Origin of the sequence: Methanolobus sp., from assembly GCF_016278365.1 — an archaeon.
Classification (GTDB): domain Archaea; phylum Halobacteriota; class Methanosarcinia; order Methanosarcinales; family Methanosarcinaceae; genus Methanolobus.
In genome coordinates this window covers 106,310-131,067 of the sequence record NZ_JADQBZ010000006.1, presented here as the reverse complement: position 1 = coordinate 131,067, position 24,758 = coordinate 106,310, and the positions used below count along the sequence as shown (strand labels likewise).

The 24,758-nt window shown below is 43.8% G+C and carries 21 protein-coding genes; 17 read left to right on the top strand and 4 right to left on the bottom strand.

Features of this window, described 5'->3' with window-relative positions; translation table 11 throughout:
* Window positions 1–128: 128 nt before the first annotated feature.
* Window positions 129–2,789 carry an AAA family ATPase gene (locus QZZ22_RS07260; protein ID WP_292463749.1) on the bottom strand — a complete coding sequence of 887 codons (2,661 nt, stop codon included), beginning with the start codon at window positions 2,787–2,789 and terminating at the stop codon, window positions 129–131.
* Window positions 2,786–4,387, bottom strand: coding sequence for an exonuclease SbcCD subunit D (locus tag QZZ22_RS07255; protein WP_292463748.1), 1,602 nt, complete (start codon window positions 4,385–4,387; stop codon window positions 2,786–2,788). Before QZZ22_RS07255 ends, QZZ22_RS07260 begins: the two co-directional genes overlap by 4 nt.
* 146 nt (window positions 4,388–4,533) lie before the next feature.
* On the opposite strand from QZZ22_RS07255, the gene QZZ22_RS07250 reads away from it, so the two are divergent.
* The 11 genes from QZZ22_RS07250 to QZZ22_RS07200 all read left to right on the top strand — a co-directional run bounded on the left by QZZ22_RS07250 (window position 4,534) and on the right by QZZ22_RS07200 (window position 12,687).
* Complete coding sequence (locus QZZ22_RS07250) at window positions 4,534–5,001, top strand: hypothetical protein (RefSeq protein ID WP_292463746.1); 468 nt, start codon at window positions 4,534–4,536, stop codon at window positions 4,999–5,001.
* A gap of 1 nt (window position 5,002) precedes the next feature.
* A complete protein-coding gene (locus QZZ22_RS07245) occupies window positions 5,003–5,617 on the top strand; it encodes a hypothetical protein (protein ID WP_292463745.1) in 615 nt (204 codons plus the stop codon).
* Window positions 5,618–5,624: 7 nt separating this feature from the next.
* A complete protein-coding gene (locus tag QZZ22_RS07240) occupies window positions 5,625–6,488 on the top strand; it encodes a hypothetical protein (protein ID WP_292463744.1) in 864 nt (287 codons plus the stop codon).
* The gene (locus QZZ22_RS07235; RefSeq protein ID WP_292463743.1) at window positions 6,485–6,958 is read left to right on the top strand and encodes a hypothetical protein; all 474 of its coding nucleotides are present in this window, start codon (window positions 6,485–6,487) and stop codon (window positions 6,956–6,958) included. Before QZZ22_RS07240 ends, QZZ22_RS07235 begins: the two co-directional genes overlap by 4 nt.
* A gap of 12 nt (window positions 6,959–6,970) precedes the next feature.
* On the top strand, window positions 6,971–7,759 hold the full coding sequence (locus QZZ22_RS07230; RefSeq protein WP_292463742.1) for a hypothetical protein: 789 nt from the start codon (window positions 6,971–6,973) through the stop codon (window positions 7,757–7,759).
* Window positions 7,760–7,770: 11 nt separating this feature from the next.
* Window positions 7,771–9,201, top strand: a complete 1,431-nt coding sequence (locus tag QZZ22_RS07225; protein WP_292463741.1) for a hypothetical protein — start codon at window positions 7,771–7,773, stop codon at window positions 9,199–9,201.
* A 362-nt stretch (window positions 9,202–9,563) separates the two neighbouring features.
* Window positions 9,564–10,547 carry a hypothetical protein gene (locus QZZ22_RS07220; protein WP_292463740.1) on the top strand — a complete coding sequence of 328 codons (984 nt, stop codon included), beginning with the start codon at window positions 9,564–9,566 and terminating at the stop codon, window positions 10,545–10,547.
* Window positions 10,544–11,059, top strand: coding sequence for a hypothetical protein (locus QZZ22_RS07215; protein ID WP_292463739.1), 516 nt, complete (start codon window positions 10,544–10,546; stop codon window positions 11,057–11,059). Before QZZ22_RS07220 ends, QZZ22_RS07215 begins: the two co-directional genes overlap by 4 nt.
* Window positions 11,047–11,511 (top strand): hypothetical protein, encoded by a 465-nt coding sequence (locus QZZ22_RS07210; RefSeq protein ID WP_292463738.1) that lies wholly within the window; start codon window positions 11,047–11,049, stop codon window positions 11,509–11,511. Before QZZ22_RS07215 ends, QZZ22_RS07210 begins: the two co-directional genes overlap by 13 nt.
* Window positions 11,508–11,963 carry a hypothetical protein gene (locus QZZ22_RS07205; protein WP_292463737.1) on the top strand — a complete coding sequence of 152 codons (456 nt, stop codon included), beginning with the start codon at window positions 11,508–11,510 and terminating at the stop codon, window positions 11,961–11,963. The genes QZZ22_RS07210 and QZZ22_RS07205 overlap by 4 nt, the downstream gene beginning before the upstream one ends.
* Entirely contained in the window at window positions 11,947–12,687 is a 741-nt protein-coding gene (locus tag QZZ22_RS07200; RefSeq protein ID WP_292463736.1) for a hypothetical protein, read from the top strand. Before QZZ22_RS07205 ends, QZZ22_RS07200 begins: the two co-directional genes overlap by 17 nt.
* Before the next feature lie 67 nt (window positions 12,688–12,754).
* Here QZZ22_RS07200 and QZZ22_RS07195 read toward each other — a convergent pair whose 3' ends face one another.
* The gene (locus tag QZZ22_RS07195) at window positions 12,755–13,633 is read right to left on the bottom strand and encodes an SdrD B-like domain-containing protein (protein ID WP_292463735.1); all 879 of its coding nucleotides are present in this window, start codon (window positions 13,631–13,633) and stop codon (window positions 12,755–12,757) included.
* A gap of 147 nt (window positions 13,634–13,780) precedes the next feature.
* On the opposite strand from QZZ22_RS07195, the gene QZZ22_RS07190 reads away from it, so the two are divergent.
* Window positions 13,781–13,921: a hypothetical protein gene (locus tag QZZ22_RS07190; RefSeq protein ID WP_292463734.1), complete on the top strand. Its 141-nt coding sequence runs from the start codon at window positions 13,781–13,783 to the stop codon at window positions 13,919–13,921.
* Here the strand turns inward: QZZ22_RS07190 and QZZ22_RS07185 are convergent.
* Window positions 13,914–19,877, bottom strand: a complete 5,964-nt coding sequence (locus tag QZZ22_RS07185; RefSeq protein ID WP_292463733.1) for a VWA domain-containing protein — start codon at window positions 19,875–19,877, stop codon at window positions 13,914–13,916. The genes QZZ22_RS07190 and QZZ22_RS07185 overlap by 8 nt on opposite strands.
* A 196-nt stretch (window positions 19,878–20,073) precedes the next feature.
* Here QZZ22_RS07185 and QZZ22_RS07180 point away from each other — a divergent pair, with 196 nt between their 5' ends.
* The 5 genes from QZZ22_RS07180 to QZZ22_RS07160 all read left to right on the top strand — a co-directional run bounded on the left by QZZ22_RS07180 (window position 20,074) and on the right by QZZ22_RS07160 (window position 24,749).
* Window positions 20,074–20,505, top strand: coding sequence for a peptidylprolyl isomerase (locus QZZ22_RS07180; RefSeq protein WP_292463732.1), 432 nt, complete (start codon window positions 20,074–20,076; stop codon window positions 20,503–20,505).
* A 234-nt stretch (window positions 20,506–20,739) separates the two neighbouring features.
* Window positions 20,740–21,537: a molybdate ABC transporter substrate-binding protein gene (gene modA, locus QZZ22_RS07175; protein ID WP_292463731.1), complete on the top strand. Its 798-nt coding sequence runs from the start codon at window positions 20,740–20,742 to the stop codon at window positions 21,535–21,537.
* A gap of 6 nt (window positions 21,538–21,543) precedes the next feature.
* Window positions 21,544–22,212 (top strand): molybdate ABC transporter permease subunit, encoded by a 669-nt coding sequence (gene modB / locus QZZ22_RS07170; RefSeq protein WP_292463730.1) that lies wholly within the window; start codon window positions 21,544–21,546, stop codon window positions 22,210–22,212.
* Between the two features lie 7 nt (window positions 22,213–22,219).
* Window positions 22,220–23,341, top strand: a complete 1,122-nt coding sequence (locus QZZ22_RS07165; RefSeq protein WP_292463728.1) for an ABC transporter ATP-binding protein — start codon at window positions 22,220–22,222, stop codon at window positions 23,339–23,341.
* A 94-nt stretch (window positions 23,342–23,435) separates the two neighbouring features.
* On the top strand, window positions 23,436–24,749 hold the full coding sequence (locus QZZ22_RS07160) for a hypothetical protein (protein ID WP_292463727.1): 1,314 nt from the start codon (window positions 23,436–23,438) through the stop codon (window positions 24,747–24,749).
* Window positions 24,750–24,758 lie beyond the last annotated feature (9 nt).

Sequence of the window (24,758 nt, the reverse complement as noted above, 5' to 3'; positions counted from 1 at the left end):
CCTCGCAAAAACATTCGGTCCCTCATGTGTTTCAAAAATCCTGATATATTATATGGACAATTGTATAATATAACTTATGGTTGCTTTTTTCATATAACCACTAAATAAGCCTTTTCTTCCAGCAAGGATCATTTTGCAATGATCGCCGAACTATTAGTCACAGAGTCTTTCTCCACAGCAAACACATGGTCCGCAGAATCTATCAGCGATTCATCATGCGATACTACAAGGATCTGACCAACACCGATGTCGCGCATCATGTCTATCAGCTTGATTAACTGATTGACATGCCCCTTATCAAGGAAAACTGTAGGTTCGTCCATAATAAGAGGAGGTAGCTCGGCTTTCTTGCCAGCTATACCAAGAGAGAGCAGGCGATATATGGCGCATCTCAGCACCAGATTGAACAAAGCCCTTTCCCCCCCGCTCAGCAGCCGGGGTTCAAGGGAAGTTCCGTCCTTCTCGAACACAGTAAGGTTGTAGTCCGCATCAAGCCTTACATGGGAGTAAGCGTTATTAGTATACATAAAAGTGAATATCTCATTAATGAAGGTGTCCAGGGCCCCGATATTGTTGGAGCGCAACTGTGACCGAATGCGCATATACATCGCTTCGAGCTCTTGCGCATCTGCATAGATAGCATTGAGATAATCCACTTTGTTATTCAGCTGGTCAAGAACAATTCTCAGACTTCCTAAGCGCTTAAGCTCACTTTCAATCATTCCCGCCTGTTTTGTGATTTCCTCCCGCTCCGATTGCAGCCTGACGATCTCCGATCTTATGACACCGAAGGCTTCTTCATAATCCTTGAACAGAGATTCCAGCTTAGTTATATCAAAGCCTCCAACCTTGCTGCTTATCTCACGAAGGGACTCGTTCTTTTCAGCGACCTGACCATCAAAGATAACGATCATCTCTCTGAAATTTGTGATCTTGTCCTCCATCTGCGAAATATCGGTTTTCATCCTGTCTGCCTCAAGGAGATCAGTACGGGCCTTTCGAGCTGCTTCAAGGAGTTTCAGACACTGAGAATGTCCTTTCTCAGCTACTTCCAGTTCCTGCTTCAATAGCCGGACTTTGTCCTGTAATCCCTTTACAGACTCCTCTATAAGGGACCGTCGGGAAGAAAGCTCCTCTTTCCTCTTATCATGATCAAGAAGCAGGGATTGGTATTCCAGGGCCAGCTTTTCAAGACTACGTATGTTCTCTTCAGAGGACTTTATTTCCCTGCCTGTGGACTCAATTTCATTTCTGTGAACCCTGGCTTCCCTGACGCGTCCCAGCTTGGAATCCAGAATCTCCTGTTTTTTCTTCAATGCAGCTAGTTCTGTCTGGAGCTCCTTCGCTTTCTGGGAGTCCGAAACTGTCGCCTCTTCAATGCATGAACCCTTAAGGTCCTGCATGCACGTCGGGCACTTCCCTTCGCTGAGGAGCTGAGCAGATTTTTTTATTCGTTCCTGTATTTCCGTAAACTTTGCAAAAAGCTCTTTTTCCTTGCCATGCATGCTTTTTTGCTGGTCGGTCACAAGATCGAAGATCTCCTCGATATTCTCCAGCTTTTCCAGCGTCAGTCCAAGCGGCTCAAGGTTTGAGATAACAGAAACCCTCTTTTCCTCAAGCTGTGCTATTTTGGTGCGTGATGCCTCAATATCAGACTGTATACCTGTAAGCTTTCCCTTGCTCTGGGAAACAGACTTTTCCAGCTCATGGACCTGTTTTTGGTTTTCTGCCAGCGAGTCAGCAAAGGTCGTTTGCTCTTTTTCAAGTACCGCCTTGTTTTTGCTTATATTGCTTATCCTGTCCCTCAATGAGCGCTCATTCGCATCTATTCCCGATATCACCCGTTCTATATCCGAATCATCAAAGTTGAATTCGGAACAAACATCTCTAATCTTCTTTCGTAGCTCATCCTGCCCGACTCTTGAGGAAGCGATACTCTTCTCCATGGACCCTATCTGGATATACGCCCGGTTCTTCTTTTCATCGAGCTCTTTTACCTGGGACTGGACAGAAACCTTTTTGTCTGCTAACTCCCTGAATTCGGCAATCTTTTTTGAGGTCTCGTCTTTCAATGACAGCGCACGGTCCTTCTTATCATTGAGAGAAGAAATCTCCCTTTCAAGATTCCCTGAGCGTGTGCGCAATTCTGCAAGTTTTTCAACAGGCTTTGAGTCTTCTATATCCCTGGCGGCTGAATCCGTTTCTTTGATACGGCGTTCCGTATCCTTCTGGTGGCGACCAACGCCTATGCGTGCATTTGACGCCCTCTCCCGATATTCTTCCAGTTTCCCAAGCTGCAGGAGATCGTCTATCATCTTCTGCCTGTCCTTTGGCTTGGAGTTTATCAGTATATCGATCTCACCCTGCCTTATGTAGACGCAGTTCCTGTAGGCTTCTTCATCCATGTTAAGCAATGAACGGATAGCATCATATGTACGCGTAGGCTGATCGAAAAGGATCTCAGAGTCTCTTTTGAGAATAGCACCCGTATTGGAAGCACGCCCCTTTTCAGGATCGTTCCGAAAGAACTGCTCCACAGAGTAATCATGTCCATTCTGTTCGAAATCCAGCATTATGGAAGCTTTTGTAGCACCTTTTCGGATGATGTCCGAAATGACAAAATCCTTATCAAGGGTTTTGCTTCCGAAAAGGCATGTAAAGCACGCCTCAAGCAAGCTGGATTTTCCGCTCCCGTTGACTCCGGAGACCACGGTCACTCCATCCTGGAAAGAGATGTCCAGCTGCTTATAACTTCTTATGTTCTCTATCTGCAGTCTTTTTATCCTCATAAGTAGTCACCAAGGTTGTACTGCCGTGGTTTGGAGGCAGTTTTATGGTCCCTATCCGAAGATGCTTCCGGTTCCTTTTCATGATCAGCAGCCTCGTGAGCCTTCTCTGCAGAAAAGGCATCATCGTCAGAGAATATATACTGCCGGATACCTGTATCGTGTTTCTGTTCAGCCTGACCTTTAGATACTTCGGGCACTTGAGTTATTTCAGTTGACTCGAATGCTTCTGTTGATTCAATTGATTCGGACACTTCGGTTAATTCAGTTACTTCATCTACAGCGAAAACATTTTCTTTTGCCGTAACACTCTGGTCAAAGCTCTGATCAAAGTTATCTGCTGCAATAGCCTCAACCTTACCATATTCTGTGACTAATGAAAATTCTTTAGTAACTTCATGGGAGATTACTTCCTGAGATAGTTCGACAGACTCGCCCTCAGGCAATGCTGCAACTACGGGAATCTCTATCTTGTTCGTGAAGTCCATCCTGTCGAGCAATTCACCAAGCTTGTCTTCGACCTCAGTGTCAACCCTGCTCTTTACGAGCACTGGGTCCCTGATTATCTCGTCTATCATGATGCCACCCTGTGTAAGATTCATCTTCCCCAGTTCCTCTTTAACCGCCTCATCAGGATCTGTAAAAGAGAACGACATAAAGACATCCGGCGAAACACAGCCGGTCCTCAGGTCCCTTATAGCAGGAACAAGGGCCTTGCGGGAAAACAGGAATTCCTCTATTTCACTGAACTTGATCTTTATCTCAGGATCTCCCGAGATATTCACAAATACTACCTTATCCTCAACATCACGCTCTTTGATAGCAGAGAATATTTCCTCGTAAGCCTGTGAGCCTTTGCTGAGCTTGACAGGTATAAATACAAAATCCCTTGTAGGTATTACCCTCTTACTAATCTCGACCCCATCATCGCCTGCAGTGACGATATTATAGGAGCGGGGTTCAAGTTCGGATGCGCCGTTGCGTTCGGTGCTGCCACAGTAGGTAACCCAGGTTTCCCCTACCCTGATTATCTCATGTTTATGATTATCGCCGAGAAGTACTGCATGCACATCAAAAGGAATGGAATGCAGGACTTCCTGCACATCCCAGTCACCAAAAGCAAAAGGCTTCATCATTTGATGCATTACAAGCAGATTATATTCTGCATCATCCTCATTATTGAAAACTGAATAATCGAACAGAGGAATCCGGGATTTGGGTACATGGTCAATCCCATATACCGCTACGCTGCCCAGCCTGTAAGGTGTGGCCCCAAGACGTATGACAAGCCCCATATTCTCATAAAGGTCAAGCCACTGTGTGCTTTGCTTGCTCTCATGGTTACCCACAACCGCAAGCAATGGAACCTGAGCATCCCTGAGCCTTGAGAAAAGTTTCATTGTCTCCAGAATATCATCAAGAGTCGGATTCCTTGAATCGAAAAGATCACCTGCATGTACAACAGCATCAGCCTTCATTGAAATGGCATCATCGATCACCTTTGCAAAAGCATCGAGAAAATCCTGTCTGCGTACTTCGCTGTGATACTGCCGGTAACCTAAGTGTGTATCCCCTGTGTGGATTATCTTTGTTCCATCCATCTTGAGATATGATACGCATTACCCGTTTTTAAGATTGCCTATTAAAGGCATTATTGCTGTCATCAAAATGAGATACAGTCGCTCAAGGAGAATATACAAATAAGACTTATAGTATAATATTAATAATTATAATATTAGAGGCATTTATGGACAGTAAGGGACAGATGACTATCGACTATCTGATAAGCATCATAATATTTTTGCTTGCAATGGTCTTTGTGTTCAGTTATACATCCGGGATATTCACACCGTTCCAATCCAACTCAGACGAAGTCACATTGATAGCGGACAGAGTATCCATAGCCATCGTCGAAAAGAGAATGAGCGCCGGGGATGAGGCTGTTCCTAATCTGGTCAACGAAACAAAGATGAAGTATTTCTTCACAGGACTTGATACAAATTATCAATCTACTATTGATTCACTTGGCATGAACGGCAGCTACCTGCGATATGACCTGAACGTCACTGCAGAGAACAGCAGTGGTCTTTTTTATGCTGAAGGGAAACCAATCCCACCTCAGGTGAATGTAGGACAGACTCGGAGAATAGTTCTGTGCAAAGATGAAAATTCAGAGAGCACTGAGATAATTATCCTGTCATTCAGGGTGTGGTAACATGAGAAGAAATGTGCCGCATAAACTTGAAAGAGGCGAAAATGCTCAGATGCACACCCTTGAAGCGATCATTGCATCGCTCATCATGGTCGGTATTATCATATTCACTGTACAGGCAACTTCCCTTACCCCTCTCACATCCTCCACAGCTAATGCCCACATAGAAGCCCAACTCCAGGCAATGGGACAGGACATGCTCAATGCACTTTCATATTCTCCCTACGGGCAGGATTCGGCCCTGAAGAAGGACATCCTGAAGTGGAACGGCGAGCAGTACGTCTGGAACGGCACCGTCTACAAGACAGTCAGGACACCAACTCATGAGCTTCGGTCCAGTTCACTTGCAGAGACACTGGAATTCGTTGCGGTCAAAAGAGGTATCGCTCATAATGTGCATTTCAGCTGGGTGGATGAAGAAGGCGTCACAATATCCCGAAGATACATCTATAACGGGGATCCTTCGAATAACGCTGTAGTGATATCAAAGAGAGTGCATTTATCAAATTTCGACGTCGGTAACACAACTGAATTTGCGACACGCAGCGGAATCCCGGACGCGGATCCGACAGATTTCTACAATATCGTGAATGTAAAGATGACGCTCTGGAGAATGTAGTGATCGCATGAGAAAATTAGACGATTCCGCTCAGTTGTTATTGATAGCAGGTTTTGCCATAGGAGTAGGCATAGTTGTGATTACAGTCATGCTAAGCAATGTTATATATGCCAGCAACATGGCATCGGAATCAAGCATTGATACTTCCCGCTACGATATTGCCAACGCGATCCAGACAACCACTGAAGCATACCAGGACGCTTACAGGTACTCCATACTGAGTGGGGATAACATCACCCGTTATGAAGAATATATTGACTCCTACTCCAGGAAAGCCTCACAGAACTATGCAACAGCAGGTTTTACTTTCCACCTACAGGACCATGGTTTCTCAGAACCTTATTTCACCCACAACGGGCTTGCCGGGGGGAAAGACAACTGGACCCTTGTGAGCAACGTAAACATGACTGAATCGTTCTTTATTACGCTAAACACATCCACCATGGGAAATGAATCCAATCCGCTTGTAATCGAAGCCGTCAATAATAGCGGAAGTAGCCTATGGTCAATCGGAATGTACAATTCAAGCGGGAATATAACTATAACTGTTATTGACAGTTCGCTAGTACCCAGATACAATAACGGTACTTGGACAACTCTAGAAGTCAACATAACAGGTAACCAGATCAACGGGGTTAATGTTATAACTCCATTCAATTTTCCTGCCTCTACAACGGGCCAGGATTATTCAATAAATATCTACAATGGAAGCACTACTATTGGAATTTACACAATATCCGGCAATACTTCATCCGGTCAGCCCTTCATGATTGCAAGATACAAAGTTGCGAACCCAACCCTGAGGATGGCTTCCAGCCAGATGAGCATCAATAGGACAGTGCCGATTCCCCTTCCGGGAGGGATGTCATGAGAGATCTGGCAGGCGATGAGAATGCAGTATCTATCTCAATTGGGTTCATACTTACTTTCTCCATAACAGTTCTTGTGATGGTAATTGCTCTGACATCATTTTATTCACTGATGGGACAGGCCGAGCAGACCGTGATGCGCGACGAGTTCGAAATACATGGAAGCGATATTGCGGTCCGTATAACATCTATGGATACGATGGTTGGTATGGCAAAAGATGCAGGTTCCGGTGTTGAAAGGATCAGTTACAGGCTATTTCTGCCAGACAAGATAGCAGGTAAGGAATATTCCATCGAGTTCTCAAGCAGTACAAATGAAATAATAATCATGTCTGAGGAGAGAGATGAGACAACAGTTAAAGTACCCTATTCCACCGAAGATACCAATGTTACTCCAACCATTCTTTACAGCTCAAAAGGCGAATACCTGATGGTTTACAACCCGATCACCGATACAATTGATATATCCTGAGAGTGAGTGCGCATGGACAGCAGGAAAAAGGCACGAAAAAACATTGTTGCATCCGATGATGCTGTTTCAGAAGTACTTGGTTTCAGTATCACCCTTGGAGTGATGGTTCTGTCGCTTGCAGTAATAGGCGTCGCAGGATATCCCATGCTTGAAAACATGCAGGAGAGAGGACATCTTCTGAACATAGAGCAGAGTTTCTCTGTGCTGCAACCCAACCTTAACAAAGTGGCATTCGGAAAAGCACCCTCTCAGTCCGTAGAGCTTAAAATGTACGGGAGCAGCATCTCAGTTACAGGAACCAGTTACATGAATTTGAGCATGCAGGTATGGAATAGCACCAATTCGAGTTATAATACCCCTTCCCTTGAAAGACAGATGAGGACGATAGAGAATCAATATGGTGAAAATACCGTAGCCTATGAGAACACAGGCACCTGGGTCAGGTACCCGCAAGGAAGTTCCATAGCGATTTCAAAACCGGATTTCGCGTATCATGACAACGTATTACTTATTCCCATGATAACCATTTCAGGCACAAAAAGCATTTCCGGTTCAGGGCTGACCCGTGTTGTTTCCCAGGGAGGGCAAATATCGGTTTCAGTATACGAAAATGTATCCAGGGTTGACATGACCATTAAAAGCGATTATTACGAAGGCTGGGAAAGATACCTGAATGAAACGCTGGGAATGGATATCAAACACAGAGATCCTGCAAACAGTACTATATCTGCAAGCCGGGATTATAATCCCGGCATAGATGTGCTTGTGACAGTATCTCCAATGAGTGTAACTATCGAGTAGTAGGTGCGATTATGGTCAAAAAATTTATTATTTCTGAAAAAGCTGTGTCCGCTGTTGTAGGAGTTATGATAATCCTTGCGCTCACTATTACGTCTACGAGCGTCATCCTTCTGTACTCAACCCCCACCATGAGAAATATGGAGGATATGGCCAACGCCCAGAGAGCTGAACAGGCGTTTACGGTGTTTGACTCCAGGGTAAGCAAGGTGGCACTGGGAGAATCACCCAGCCAGACCACTTCTTTCTCCATAATGGATGGCAGTGTCAATGTCAATGGGGATACTAGTGCCTATCAGAACAGCCAGATGATTGTGGTATGTACCCAGCTCAGTGAGGAAACATGGTATACTACTTTTAACAACAACAGGTTCAAATGGAACAGCTGGGAGCCTCATGTAGCCCAGCCAAACATGACTGTGTTCAATTCTTCCATGGGAAGCATTACCTATACCCAAGGAGACCGCATCATCGGCTATGAAGGGGGCGGTGTCTGGTCAAAATACCCCACCGGCAAGGCCGTTATGATATCCCCGCCGGAATTCCATTATAATGGAGAAACGCTCACACTACCTATAATGAAGATAGAAGGAAACGAGGTTTTCAGTGGAAGGACGGATGTTGCAGTGACTGTGAGCTCCGATAATATGCCTGTGGTGCTGTATCCTGACAATGTAAGCAGAGTGAATCCTCTTAATTCAGATAAAGTGCTCATCTACATAAAGAGCGAATTCTACACAGCCTGGGCCGATTATGCTAATTCCCTCACCTATGCCAGTGCAACGACCGATGACGCAAACCAGACAGCTATTGTAGAACTGGAAGTGCTCCCGGAAATGGGAAAGGATCAACTTAAACAGGCGTTCAAGATTGGTTCACTTAACCAGACGAATACTGCACCTATGTATGATTTTACGCTGAACCTGAAATCTCCTGAGAAGTCTAATGGGCTGCATTCATTAAATTACGAAATAATCGCTTCATCAGGCACAAAGTCCCTAAAATATTCTTTGCAGCGGAAGAGCGAGATATCACTGGTAATTGAGTACATTGATACTGCACTGGGTGGAGGAATCGAGGAGTGGGAAGGTGTAGGTAGCGATGATGTGTTTTCTGTAAGCGGATCAAATAAGGAGGGCGAGTACGCAGACATAGATTTATTGGATACTACTTTTAATTTGAAATACACTTCAAGCAAACCAGATTTCACATGGAAGGATACTAATATCACTACTGGAGACACAACATCTCTATACAATCTGACACAGCACTACATGAAGCTTATAACAGAAGATGGGTCAGTCATGTTCAATATCCAATCACCTGGAAATTCGGATCCTGTGGACTATTCGGAGTCAACGCTGACACTGCTATATGACGGGATGCCGGGAAGTATCACTTACCTTCATGTGAGCAGGAACGACCTTGCAATTACGCTGAGTTAAGCTTTGGATAAGGAAATTCATAGTAGACTTATATAAAGCGCATCCAAAAGTAAGTATATTATAAGGTAGTGTAATGAAGTATGCTCTGGAAAGGCAATAGCGCCGTATCGGATACTATAAAAGTTATACTCACCCTTTTTCTTTATCTGTTGCTGATCATAGCCAGCGTGTTAGCTATAAGTTTTTACCGTTGAAGTTTGGCCCATGACACAGGTTGTTGCATATTCCTGTGTGCCCTAAAGGGCTTCAAACCGGATTAAAAATGGAAGGAATATGAAATGAGCAGGTTTTACTTTCGAGATTTTAATCAGATACATTAAAAGCAAATAATATTTATATTACATTGTACATATATTATCTGCATGATAGATGAGAGAGGGCAAATTGCCGTGGATTTCCTTCTTGGGATTTCGTTGTTCCTTATTGCTCTTATGTTCATAGTACAATTCATTCCAGGTTTATTTCTTCCCAGTTCAGCAAATGAGGGGAGCCTTGACCATACAGCTTATCGTACAGCTACGGTCCTTGCTGAAGATCCCGGGTGGTGGGGGAACACCACTACAAGCAATACGGATTGGGAACACAATACTGCTAACGTTAAAAGAATTGGTCTTGCGGCGGACGATGACAGCAGTTCAAAACTGACAAATAGCCCAAACCTCATCTCAAAAAATAAAACGATTGCGATGATGCATATATATAAGACGAATAAGACAAATTTTGAGCAAAAGATGGGGTTGTATGATAACGTAAACGGCAAGTTCCTATATTATGGCTATAACATATCCCTCGTAGACACTTCATCTAACATACCAATTGTTCTTGACAACACTGCCATAACACTTGGGGGCGAGATCCCGGCAGACAGGGATGTGATTAAAATTGTGCGCATCGTCCTGATAGAAACAGGAAGGGCCGCTTACTTTGATGCAGAGGAACTTACTACACCCTATCCTGCCCTATCTAACGTGACTTCATTGAGCGTCGCCGGACCGAAGAACGAAAATGTCACTGTAGTTTTAAGCAAATTTAACGTAACAGGAACAAATCCTAAACTTGAAAGCATAGAGCTGAATGGAACCGCACTCGTCCCATCTGCTGATTTCAATGCATACAAAAGGATTAACGGCATATACTCACCTATAAACTTAAGTAATTCACTAGAGCACAATGACATGCTGCGTTTGGATCTGAACTCCAGTCTTTTTAGTGCAAATCAGACTTACCTGTTAGAACTGACATTCAATGATATCTGGTTCACAATGCCAGGAGCACCACTGGAGTATACATCAAGAGAGGAGCCTTTCTATGAGCCTGCTTACCTCAATGTGATGGTGTGGAAATGAACGATAAAGCACAACTGCATACTCTGGAAGGTCTTGCTGCTGCACTGCTGATGACATTGACGATACTGACCATTACCCAAAGTGCCATGATAATAACACCACAGAATGAACTAGTGATGGACGTCCAGCTAAAACAAATAGCATCCGATGCATTGACAGTACTGGACAGCGCACCCGAGGCAACGATCAGGAACGATCTGACTGAATGCATTGCGAGCTGGGATGAGAATGAAGCAAGCCTAGATTCAAACAATCTTGAGATGCTTGATTATGAGCTTTCATACCTTCTTCCTGATATACTCTACAATGTCAACATAGCATATGTTAATGCGACCACACAACTGACAGACAAGAAGGTTATCGTTAACGGCGCACCCACAGAAAATGCTGTTGTAGCCAGACGTTTAGTGTCACTCTCCAATTCTACGGTTTCCAGTTCTGGCGGAGAATGGAACATTGCTGATGATGAGTTGTTGATCGTGGAGGTGAGACTAACAGCATGGAGAGTTTAAGAAAGGATAACAAAGGTCAGTGGATAGTACTTTCCGGATTGGTCATATCCCTCATCCTGGTGGCGATAGCAGTGCTTGCGAACCAGGCAGTAATCAATGGTTATTACTCATCGAATGCAGTGCTGGAATTACCAAAAGAGGACATAAGGGAGCTGACATTGCAGACCAGGGAGAATACAAGGATGATCCTGGATATGTCTTATGAACTCAACCAGACAAACAACAAAACTGTGCCGGTGATATTTGAGGATATTTTCATCAACTGCAATGATCAAATGAAGGCACTTTACGCTATACGCGGACAGGCAATCGATACTAGAATAATGATGCCGATGCAGATTGCCAATGAAACAAACATGTCCGGGAAAGACATCATCTGGGTAAATATCGAATATAATGACGGCAGAACCAGATATGTTTCAAGCCCGGAAGTCATAGAGGTGGAGAAATGAGACCGCTATTGAAAAATGAGGAAGGGGTTTCAGTCATCGTAGAATATATCCTGTTGACACTGATATGTATCGGATTCTTCATGGTGATCACTGTAAATTCCTACGATATATTTCTTCAGCGCCCAAATTCTGTCGTTGTCGAAGACCAGTTCAGTGACATCGGAAACATGATGAGCACTGTGATTACGGACATGTACCTGATCCTTCCTGCCAACGGAATGATGGAAATGGAATACAGGATACCGGATAAAGCAGGACAGGAGACGTATTATATTAATGCGGATATCAATTTGGATGATGGTCCGGAAGACCAGATAATAGAAGTGGGTTCCTATTCATCAGGTCAGAAAGTAAGAGTGACTATAGGAGGAATTGCTGCAACAATGCCTATCAACGGCACGGTATCAAGCAGTTCCACACATCGTGTGATCAGCTATGACTCAACTAGATAGGAATAACTCCGCAGTCTCTGAGACTCTGGGATACATCATATTGTTCGGGATTGTGACTTTGTCGATGGGTACCATATATGCCATTGGTTATCCGGTGCTACAGTCAAATATCGATGCAAACGTATTTGAAAGTGCAGAGCAGAGTTTTATTGTTCTCCAGAGCAGCATGAAAAGGGTGTCCTTCGACCAGGCACCTGTGAAGACCCTAAAGATGAAACTCCACGGCTCCGAGATTTCAGTGAACGACCATTCATCTAACATAAGTATCAGTTATGACGGTACTCACCTCGGAACTTACCCCATGGGGGATATACAGTTCTCAAAAGGTAAAAAATCCATAAGCTATGAAATGGGAAGTGTGATAAAGAAATACTCCTCCACTTCCATGATCATGGTATCAAAGCCTCCTGTATACACCAGTACCATAGATAATAAGAGTGTGACAACTATCGGCATAGTCTCGATCAACGGAAATGCATGGCTTTCAGGCAGGGGGATTACAACAGTTATAATGAATCACAATTCCAGTAGAATGGAGATGCCATCAGGACCTACAAACGTAACAGTCCAAATAGACAGCGCACATGCTCCTGCGTGGGAAAATTATCTGGAAGATGCCGGCTTTGATATCTCCCCCGGCAGCACACTTGATATGGTTACAGCCACTAAGAATGATACAAGACTAATTGTCAGCAGACATATCGTCGATGTTAAGATGGAATGATTGCGAACACTTTGATCGCAGTTAAGAAAAAAGAGAAGAGAAAAAGGAGTATTTACTCCTTTTGGACTTATTCGTTCTTGCGCTGCATTATGAATGCAAGACCGAGGATCGCTGCAACCGGCAGGGCGATTGTCGGGAACTCAGGGATCTCCTGTTCGGGCGGGAAGTAAATTCCTGCATCTATGTCATCATAGTACTGCCCTGAGATAAGTGCAAAGCAATCTGTTTTCCCGAATTCGTCTGCATCACTGTCAATTGCTGTGCTGCCCTGCCCCTGTGGAGCAAAAACCGATCCGGTAGGCTTTACAAATTCCATATAGTAGCTGCCTGGTGCAAGTCCAGTGAATATATAGTATCCAATGCTATCTGTTGTTGTGTTTGCAACAAATTCCCCATCACACTTGTAGAGCCTGACTTCAACTTCTTCAATCGCAGGCTCACCAACATCCTGGATACCATTGTTGTTCTTGTCTTCCCATACAAAGTTACCAACACTTGCTGGCTTGTATATACCTGCATCAATGGTGCAGTTATCTTTACTATTCCTGATCTTGATAACAGAAGTCAAGCCATTTGTGCCTGCATCACTGTCTTTCTTGTCATCTGTGCCCTGGTCAATTGGGGAAAATAGATATCCTGAAGGCAGAATGAACTTGACCTTATAGTCTTTATTGTTATTAACGGCGAATTTGTAGTAACCATTAGAGTTGGTCGTAGTTGTCGCGATGGAACTCCCGCCAGTTGACTTGTAAAGTTTTACCTCTACACCCTTAATACCTGGTTCCCCAGCATCCTGGATACCATTCCCATTGAGATCATTCCATACAAGATCGCCAATATAACATGCAGATGCCGGAAGACTCATTGCCACAAATGCCACTATGGCAAGGGCCAGCACTCTGACAGGCACGTGCCTGAACACATCACTTATGATTCTTTTTACCATACTTATACCACCATATTACGTACATAATGTTTGTACTATTATGCCGGAGTTATTTTATGAGAATATAAACTTTACTAAATAGTGCAGTAAGTTGTCATGATAATCATAATGAGAAGACAACTTAATAGTGCCCGCAAAAACAGCAGAATGAGAATACAGAAGATTATCGAAAAAGATGACAGAAGAACAGTTGCGAAAAAGAATAATAATAGGAATGGATTTACAAAGACCATGTCCCACTCATTGTATAAAAAAAGAAATGGACTTTCAATAAGAGATGTTAACTGATAGTTATCATCCCCTTGGGCCTTACTAATATCAATTCGCTCTCGTTGAGCATATCACTTACATTGTTTGTATTATACGCGTAGGCAGTGATATAGGCTTTACCTGCTATCTGACTCGTGAAATTAACATGGTCTGAACCAATGACAGTAGCGTTTATGGGAGTCATACCGTACGAAGTATTATAATTGGTGAAGGATCCAAGACTTGTGTGAAGCACCACATAGGCAAAACTGGCATTCCCGGTAATATCATTTACTGTTAAGGTTATATTTGTGGATTCGCCTATCTGCAGCACGGAATGGTCAGGTACTACTAACAATTCTCCCAGAGAATACGACAAGGGACTTAAACCACCTCCTCCTCCGACAGGCATGCCTCCCGCACTGGGAATATAGATGGTGATGTTCTCACCGCTCAAATCAGTATACGTAATCGTGGATGATGGCAGTATCAGAGGCACATAACCCGCACCTTCCACTTTCATCTGATACCATATACCCCACTTGTCACCAGGACCCAGTGTCGGCAGCTTCCATTCAAAAATGGACATGGTACCGGATGTTGTGATTGCAGGCTCGGCATTGTTCCTTCCGGGAGGTATAGGGATATCGAACTGAGTCAGATTACCTGTTGTGGCATTGCTGCTTCCAGTTACATAGGTGACCTTCGCCACGGCCATTGGAGATACATAATTGTAAGGAACATGTAGGTTCAATTCCGGTCCGCCTGCCGAGAAGTTCGTAATCTGCATTGCTATTCCCGTGAAGATCTCCTTAAGGACACTTGAGTTCGGAGCGAAATAGTATTCACCACCGGTGATACTTGCAATTTCGGCAAGTATAGAGTCAACCTCAGACTCGGTGTTACCGAAACCTACTGTATAGATCGTGGTGTTGTTGGCTTTTGCCCTGTATGCTTCCTCCAGCAGGGAGTGATAACCTGCATTATCAATGCCGTCTGTCATGATGACAATCGTGGAATTGCCATCCACTGAGGAGAGTTCATTATTGGCAACGTACAATCCCTCATCTATAGCTGTCAGTCCGTCGGCAGTGATTGTATCTATCGCATTGCTCAGATGGGAAATGGAGTCATTTTCAAGGGTTGATGTGACGCCGGCAGTCCACCCACTCCAGGAGACAGGAGTACTTTCAACAGACGCTTCCTGTGTAGAGAATACAATGTCGAAACACTCGTAGTTCCATGTGGAAGAAGGTTCAACCTGCGCAGTGGAAATAAAGGAAGAGCCAGACCATTTCTGGATATTCAGATCAGTATTGCCATCAGATGTCATAAGGAATACCTCATTTGAAATCGGATCAGGAGTTAGCTGTACCCACCTGGTATAACCACTGCTGCCCAGATCAAGTGCTGATGACTCGCTGCTCCAAGAACCGGACCAAGTACGATATTTTGGAACGGTACTTCGATCACCCCATACTACTATTCCTTTACCGGTCTGTTGTTCAAATGCTACATCAAATGATCTGACATCAGTGCGGTATGTGTTATCCTCAATCCTTCCTAATTGTGAAGAAGGCCACGAAGAACCATCCCAGACACCAACATAAACATCATAAGCTTCGTCCTGAGAACCTAATATAACTCTTTCTGAATTCGGATCAGCTGCCAGTTTTATCCAGTAGACATCATTGGAGAATGAATAGAGGTCCTGTCCACTTTCCCAGGAAATACCATTCCAGATACGATATCGGACTTTATTTGAATCAGCCCATACCACCATAGCTCTGCCTGTACCTTGTTCGTAAATTACATCAAAGCACTGGTAATTTGCAGTTCTGGCATTGTTAGTTATCTGAGTAACATTGCCCCATGAGTCGCCATCCCATACCTGTGCACGTATATCTCTAGAACTGTCAAGGGTCACAAGAACCATCTCATCTGAATTTGGTTTTGCTTCAAGTCTCATCCATTGGATAGTACCTGCACCTGTGTTTGAAGAATCTACTGCAGCCTCTGAACCCCAAGAAGAGCTATTCCAGACCCTATATAATGGCACATTAGAATACTTGTTTACGTTCATATAGACTACAACAGCATCACCTGACTCTTGCTCATACTTTACGTCAAAACCCCTTCTTACGCTTGAACTCAGCTTAGTGCTAAGCTCCTGTACTGAACTCCAAGAGTTTCCGTCCCATATCTGTGCATTGACATCATTTTGATCATCACCTGTCACCATTATAATCTCATCCCTTACGGGACTTGGCTCAAGAAGCACAAAATACGGTACACCATCTATGAAATTAGAATAACTTTCCATGGACCATTGTGAACCTTCCCATGTCCTGAAACGAGGTGTACCTTTTCCACTCTCATCACTACCATCGTAGTAAGTGGTCATAATGGTATCCAGAGGAGAACTTGAAACATCAACAGTGAAATGAGTATCAGTACCCGAATAAGGACCCTTGGCTATTTCCAGAAGATAGGTTTTTCCAACATACAAAGGAGAGCTTATCTGGCAAACACCTGTGTTAATAGTTGAAGAATTCAGCAAATCTATGCCTTCATAAAGCGAAACATTCATTTCGGAGGTGTCATCCCATGAGATATCAAAAGAATAAATCCCGTTTGTCTGGACAGTGAAGTAACCAGCCCAGCTACCATTGTCAAGCAGATAACTTGCCTGGCTGTCGGTAAGTGAAACATTACCAATACTGTAAAGAGCAAGTCCTGCCTTGTCTCCGCGGCTTTCATCAAAACTGGAAATGAATGCGTGAGATGATAACTTGGCTGCGCTCATCTTATCTATGTATGTAGAAATGGTAAAATCACCTAGATCAGTGCCTTCAACAGTTACCGTCCAGTTGCCTTTTTCCACAGTATCTGCATCATCATCCGGATAAATGTAAGACAATGGCTGTATCCATATATATATGGAAGTATCGCCGTTTGAATAGTATCCGGTTGTATCATTACTTAAACCATAAACTATTCCAGATGGACTTGTTAATTGGAGAGAAAGGTCATTAACGCTGTCTTCCCAATCAAGTTGGACTTTAAGGTCATTAATCGTCTCATTAATAAGGAGTGTTTCTTCAAAGGGCTTAACTAGATTCAGGCTACATTCATAACCAAATCGACTCAGATCAGTATCTGTGGGATGATATGCAATTCTAGTACCATTCCTGAATAGCTCTACATTCCTAATCCGGCTAGTCCAGTCGCCATTACCTAAATATGCATAATAATCATAGAAAGTTACTGTGTTAGAACCTGAAGCTAGGTGAGCAGTAATATTATATTCATAATTCACCCATACATTATTGGCACTTGGAGTGTTTGATGAAGGAATCAATGTAAAGTTTGCCCCATTTATTTGAATGAGGCATTCTCCTGCACTCGAACCACCATACTGGCTCCCAGCATTGAAGACAGTATCCAAATCATACCCTTGGAATTTGAGCACATATTCCTGTATCCCAACGGATTCCTGCGGGTCTATCGAACCCTGAAAGGTATAGTCATATGGAGTAAAACCTTCTGTCCCATATTCCACGAAGCGTACATCGTAATCGCTTATTTCCTGTGCGATTGAATTGTACACCTCGCGTAGTTCTGCACTTGTGGGTGCATTATAATAAATTCCTTCAGTCTCAAAAGCTATGCGCTGAAGAACAGGCTCATCAATATAACTTGTTTCACCCAGACCGATTGTATAAATAGTGATTCCATTTGCCTTTGCGGTTGTAACGGCTGCTTGACCTTCACGATCCGAGCCAGCATTAGAGACACCGTCTGTTAAGACGATCATTACTTTTTTTGACTCCGGGCGTCCATTTATAAGCATGTTATTCGCATCTGCCATTGCATCACCCATAGCAGTTGAACCATCAGCTACTAAGACATCGATGACACCTTTTACTGAGGTCTTGTTGTTATAGGAATGGAGAAGGGTCATTCCTATGTCCATCCTGCTGGAAGTCGAGAATGATACCACTCCTGCCTGTGCATTGGATGCAAGGTTGTCTACGAATTCTCCTGCAGCTATTTTAGCGTCTGTCATTGGTTGTTCAGGGGAAGTGCCCAAGAATTTCATACTTCCCGACCTGTCAATAACAAGCACGACATCCAGAGGAGTTCCCGCATAATAGTCAGGGTCCATACTTCCTGAGCGGTCAAGGACCAGCATTGCACTTGCTGCAGGTCGTATGATCGGGAGTTCTCCTTCTATTGAGATGATCGTTGTTACGTTCACAGTACCACCGGATGTTACATTGGATGGTTTCACATCCAGTGTCACGCTCATGAAAGGCTCGGACTTCACGCTTATATTTATCGAGGTGTTGATGCTGCCACTGGTAGCCAGGATTGTCGCATTTCCGGAAACATTGCCTAAGAAGGAGGCTTTTACCTTCCCATTGGCATCTGTTGTCACATTAATAATATTCGTAGCATTGACACCACTGACTGCCAGGGTACCAACTGTCGTATTGGTATTATTGAGAGCCACAGAAATGCCAGGGAGTGCATGGCCCCATTCGTCCAGTGCGACAAGGGAGACAGTAGCTTCATGATTACCATTCAATCCCTGTGCAAGTATGGCATTTGGAACCGAATACAAGTCCAGCAGATATAAAGAGCCAGCCACAAAATAGAGAGTGGTGCTGTTTGTGAAATTAGTATAACCAGAAGCATCCCTGTAGGTCGCTGTTATTGTGAGAGACTCAACATAAGGAGTAGGACCAACTATAGTATTTGCCTGCCCCTGGTTGTTTAAAGGTATCAGCACAAGATAACCACTAGCTGTTGTGAACCGGACCAGTTCTTTAATAGGGGTTGTGCGAGGCAATATTGGATTTAAGAACTGATCTATCGGCCGGGCTGAGAGGACATAGGAATCCTTGTTATTGGAAAGAGCAAGTCCGGGATTATGTGAGAGATACAAATTATCGATCTCGTCTGCAATCCCAGTTATAGTAATGTTGCCCTGAAGTGAAGTATTCGCAACAACTATGTTAATTATGTTTGCACCTGCTCTTTTATCGGTCCTGAAAATATTGGCAAATTGCCCGCTGGGATCCGTGGTCCCATTATAATAGGCAAGTCCCGCAGAGTTATATTCCACAGGACTGTTGTAGGCAGTGTTTTCAGGAGATGTCAAACTGAAATTGAGATTGATATTTGGTGTAGGATTGTCATAGATATCATAAAGACGTACATACATACTGGAGGTCGTGTTCACTGTATATTCATCGTTGTATACAGCTCCGATCCGTGAGGGTTCCCCTGGAATGAACACCAATTCCGTAAAGTTGGAAGCTGAACCGGTTGTCGATGTGATGTTAATATTGCCTGCAATGGTAGAGTTCAGGCTCAGAACAGCATTTCCGGTTACAGGATTGGCAAGTATCTCCAGAGCGGTCCAGTTTACACCTGCTGAGCCTTCGGGAATGATTTCAAGGTGTGTTATGTTCCCGGGACTTATTGAAAGTGTTACAATTTCCGAATAGTCGCTTATGTTAATTTCCAGATATATCAGCTCACTTGAATTGGTATTGCCAAAAATATCCACAGGGGTAAAAGTAATATTTGTGATATTGCCCGCAACATTTACGGGATAATCGACATCTACCAGAATTGAACTGGCGGCCAGGGGAAGAAAAGTTATATTTGTTAGATTATACGAAGTGCCTGCGCTTGCATTGACCTGTGCGGCTCCAGACACACTGGAATTTAGCTGTATTGCCGCAATGCCGTATACGTCGGTGTACGCAGATGATGAATTGAGTATACCAAATGTAGTTGTGAAGTTTACGAGGGTGTTATTCATAGGAGTTGAATTATTTGTTACTCTCACAATGACATCCACGGGTTCACCGGAGTTACTCTGCATGTCCGTTGTAAGCATCTCGACATCCAAAGCTAAAGCGGATAGACTGATGGCAAGAAAAATGATAGAGGCATAGATAAATTTATTGGGGCACTTCATATAGACACCTGTGAGTGATTGAGCTACTGGGAATAGATTTTAATCTTTCGATTTTTGATGGTCGACACTATACTATAATATATGCATATTAAATATATAAAAAGAAGGCATATATGAGATTCAAATAAATTTGAACTATCTCTTGCACAATACTTAAATCGGTTACTTCTGTTAATCTAGCCAAAAGGTGAAACTTATGAAGAAAGCGATCATTGAAACTGAGAAAGGCAATATTGTACTGGAATTGTTCGAGAAGGATGCGCCAAAGACCGTAGAGAACTTTGAGAAACTGATAAAGAAAGGATTTTATGATGGGCTCAGTTTCCACAGGGTCCTGCCTAACTTCGTGATTCAGGGTGGATGCCCCAAGGGCGATGGTACCGGTGGACCGGGTTACAGCATCAAGTGCGAAACAAAAGGTAATCCGCGCAAGCACGGCAAGGGTGCGCTCTCAATGGCACACGCCGGCAAGGATACAGGCGGCAGCCAGTTCTTCATCACTCACTCCCCACAGCCACATCTTGACGGCATACACACTGTCTTCGGTCAGGTCATCGAAAGCATGGATGTCGTGAACAAGATTAAGCCAAAAGACGTGATGAAGAAAGTCACTGTTGTTGAAGAATAACTCTTTTTGAAGCAGCTTCGATGCTGCTACTTTTTTCAGATATTATGTTATTATATCCTTAGTATTTAGCAGACTCTCTTTTTTATATTAAAGCATACTCCTTAACTTAACAGTATCATGTTTTAGAAAAATATTTATAATAAAAAGAGGAAGATATGCGTTATGTATGACAGAACATAACGGAGATAGACCGAATCCACCGTTGTTCTGGCCAATAAAAAGAAGGATATCAGCATGGTATTAAACAAAAAACTGATTATGGCAATAGCAGTCATATTGACGATCGTACTTTTTGCAAGCGGATGCACAGATAAAGAGACAGAACAACCACAGGTCACGCTTACAGTATCCGCCGCCGCAAGCCTAACAGAGGCTTTCACTGCTATGGAGGAGGAATTTGAAACAGAGAATCCTGATATTGATGTCGTTTTCAATTTTGCGGCATCAGGTACGCTCCGGTCACAAATAGAGAGCGGAGCACCCATAGATGTGTTTGCCTCAGCCGCTCAGGATCAGATGGACATGCTCGCCTCCAGAGGTTTCATCTATAACGATACAAGAGAGGATTTCGTGGAAAACTCGTTAGTGTTAATCGTTCCAAAGGATAACGAATTTGGGATTACCGGCATGGAAAGCCTGCAAAGGCCAGAAGTGAAGAATATAGCTATCGGAAATCCAGAGACAGTACCCGCCGGCAAATATGCAAAGGAATCAATGACCAATGCAGGAATATGGAACAGCGTCTCAGGCAAGATGCTTATGGGCGAGAATGTTAAGCAGGTACTTGTCTATGTGGAACGTGGAGAAGTTGACGCCGGATTTGTATTCGGAACTGATGCGTCACCTGCTAAATCGGGCACAATTGAAGTGGTAACTTCCGTTCCAGTAAGCACCCCCATCACCTACCCCATAGCTGTAGTCTCATCCACAAGTCACCGTGAAGAATCCCAGCTCTTTATTGATTTCGTCACAGGAGAAAGAGGTAAATCCATACTGGAACAATATGGGTTCAGTATTCCTAATAACGGATAAACTCGAATGCTTGAACAGGTATGGTTTCCCCTTGTAATAACACTTAAGATAGCGGCAATATCCACTCTCATAGTGGCAATACTGGGTACCATCATATCTTATATCCTGGCCAGAAGGGAATTCATGGGAAAGTGGCTGGTCGATGTGCTGGTCACACTACCTATGGTACTCCCTCCAACAGTGACCGGCTATCTTCTCATCATGCTTCTGGGAAAGAACGGGGTCATTGGTAAAGTTCTTTTTGACCTGACAGGTATTAGTTTACTGTTCACCTGGCAAGTGGCAGTCATAGCCGCATTTGTCGTATCCCTGCCCCTCATGGTCAAGACCACCACAGCAGCCATCGAGGCCGTAGACAGGGATTTTGAATATGCCGCATTCACTCTGGGAAGAAAGGAACTTGAGACTGCGCTTTTCATCACGCTCCCTCTTGCTAAAAAGGGAATACTTGCAGGTGTAGTCCTGAGCTTTGCAAGGGCAGTGGGAGAATTCGGTGCGACCCTGATGGTCGCAGGGAACATTCCCGGAAGAACGAACACAATGGCCATCTCCATTTACAGCGCCTTTCAGGGGGGCAACAATGAGCTTGCCAACATGCTGGTGATCATACTCGTGACCGTGTCCCTGCTCTCCATGGCTATAACTGCAAGACTTGTCAACCGCTGGAAGATATGAGGTTACAATGGGAATCAAAGTGGATTTCAGAAAACGTCATTACATGAAAAAAAGTGATAAAAAGAAAGGGATAGACCCTGTTTTCATGCTTGATGCCAAATTTGAGGCAGGAAATGAGCTGGTGGTTCTTTTCGGGCGATCGGGCTCCGGGAAGACCACGGCACTGCAGTGCATCTCAGGACTGCTGGAACCCAATGGCGGCAAGATAATCGTTAACGACAAGGTCTACTTTGACTGCCATAAAAGGATTGACCTGCCGGTGCAGCAGCGAAGCCTCGGATACGTGTTCCAGAACTATGCTCTTTTTCCGCACATGGATGTGAAAAAGAACATTGCCTACGGACTGAAAGGATTCAGTGAAGAGGAAAAAGGGAGAAGGGTCGGAGAAGTGCTACGGTTGCTCCATATCGAAGGCCTTGAGGACAATTATCCTTCCCAGCTCTCAGGGGGACAGAAACAAAGAGTGGCACTGGCCCGCGCACTTGCGCCAAAGCCGGAAATACTGCTGCTTGATGAGCCTTTTTCGGCGCTTGATGCTGTCGTGCGTATGAAATTGAGAGAGATGATAAGGAGAATACAGAAGGAACTTGGCATTCCAATACTGTTCATTACTCACAATCCGGTGGAAGCTTTCACTATGGCTGACAGGATGGTTATCTTCCATAACGGCCGGGTCCAGCAAACAGGAACTCCCGAGGAGGTATTCTATCATCCTCAGAACAGTCATGTGGCTGAACTGGTAGGCATGACCAACATATTTGAAGATGTTATTGTGGGAGAGGAAGATACTGCTACAGGTACTGTCCTGCTCCGCAAGGATGAACTGCAGGTAAGCGTGATACAGCAGAAGTTGAGGGCGGGCAGGAATGTATCATGGGGTATCCGCCCCGAGAATATCTATATCTTATCAGAAGAAGGTGAAACTGATCCACAGGAAGAGAATGTATTCAGCGCATCGGTAAAGAGCATTGTTAATAAGGGTGCAAGTAAACTCATTTACATTGATATCGGGCATCATCAAAATCTTCTCATAGCGGAAACATCCAATCAGACTTTTGAGAAATTGCACCTTGAAGCAGGAGATACCTGCAGAGTGAAACTGGATAAACGAAAGATTGCGGTATTTTAGAGTATAAGAGCCTCCATCTTAGATGTAATCCATGTATAGGACTTAAAGGGTACTTCCATCAGGCTTTTAAGATAGTATTTCGTTTTTCATAATAATGAAATTTCTGGAGAATCTTTTCAGGAAAAAACCAAAGGTTGCCCCACAGGACAACTTCAGGCTGGAATTTGGAAGACTACCGGAATTGGTCAGGGCAGAATCAAAAAAAGAAGTGGACGATATAGGACCAGTTATCAGGGCGAAGTATACTGAGATAGAGACATCATTGGAAGATCTCAGGGATATCAAAAAGAGTCTCTTTCAAGCAAAACCAATAGAAAATGCAAACAAGAGAATGGAAAAGCTTGGCGATTCCAACCGGGATAATGTAGCTCATAACCTTGACCTGATCATTGAAAAGATCACTCTTCCCCGGAGTAATGACCCCCGGGATGCAATCGACCTGTATACGGATTCAAGGTCGGTTATGAAAACAGTCGTTGATAATACCCGCAGGAGCCAGATGTATATCAAATCCCTTTATCCCCAGGAATTCGGAAGGATGAAACAGGGTCTTACAGAACTTGAAAACAGATTTGGTGAGCTTCACAGTATCTTAAGGGCTGAGAAGGAAAAAATGGATGCTTTCGAGAGGCTTCCCGGTGTGATAGAGAACATTCACCTGACAGAAAAGGATATCCTGCAAACCCGGAAAAATATCCAAAGCCTTGAGTCAAAGCATCAAACTGCAAATAAAAAGCTCTCTGCCTCTATTTCGGAACTGGACGCACTTGAAAAAAGTAGCGAGTTCGAGAAGGCAAAAGCGCTTGAGGACGAAATCCATGCGCTAGAAGTAAAGATATCAGCCATCGATTCAGATATAGAACGGCTGTTTGCACCTCTTTCAAAAGCGATCTCCAGAATGGAAAAACAGGATAAGAACGAAATCCATGTATTGTCTGTAGAAAACAGGACTGTTCTTGCAGCCATTAAGGATAAGCCTGATTCGCTCACAAAAAATGAGCTTGATCCTTTCCTTGATGAACTGGCAGCACGGGTAAAAAGCAAAGACCTGGGTCTGAAAGACCAGATGTATGCCAAGATGCTCGCACATGTCAGCAAGCTAAAAGACCCGGCAACGATATCAGACCTTCGTGACAGAAAAGAAGGATATTCATCCAGAATGAATGAACTGACAGCTGAGTTGAAACAAATACAGGTTTACCGCAACAGAGAACGCCTGGTAAATGACAGGATACGGTACACAGACATGGTGAAGTCAATAGAAGAAGAGTTGACCATGGAAATAACGCAACTGGAAAGCCTTACAGAGCAGCATGACAGATCAAAAGCAGAATTGCACCATGAACTAGTGCCTGTTTTTGGGGAAAACATAGAAGTTATCTACGACGACCCACATAAACCTAAGTGATGTGGGGTT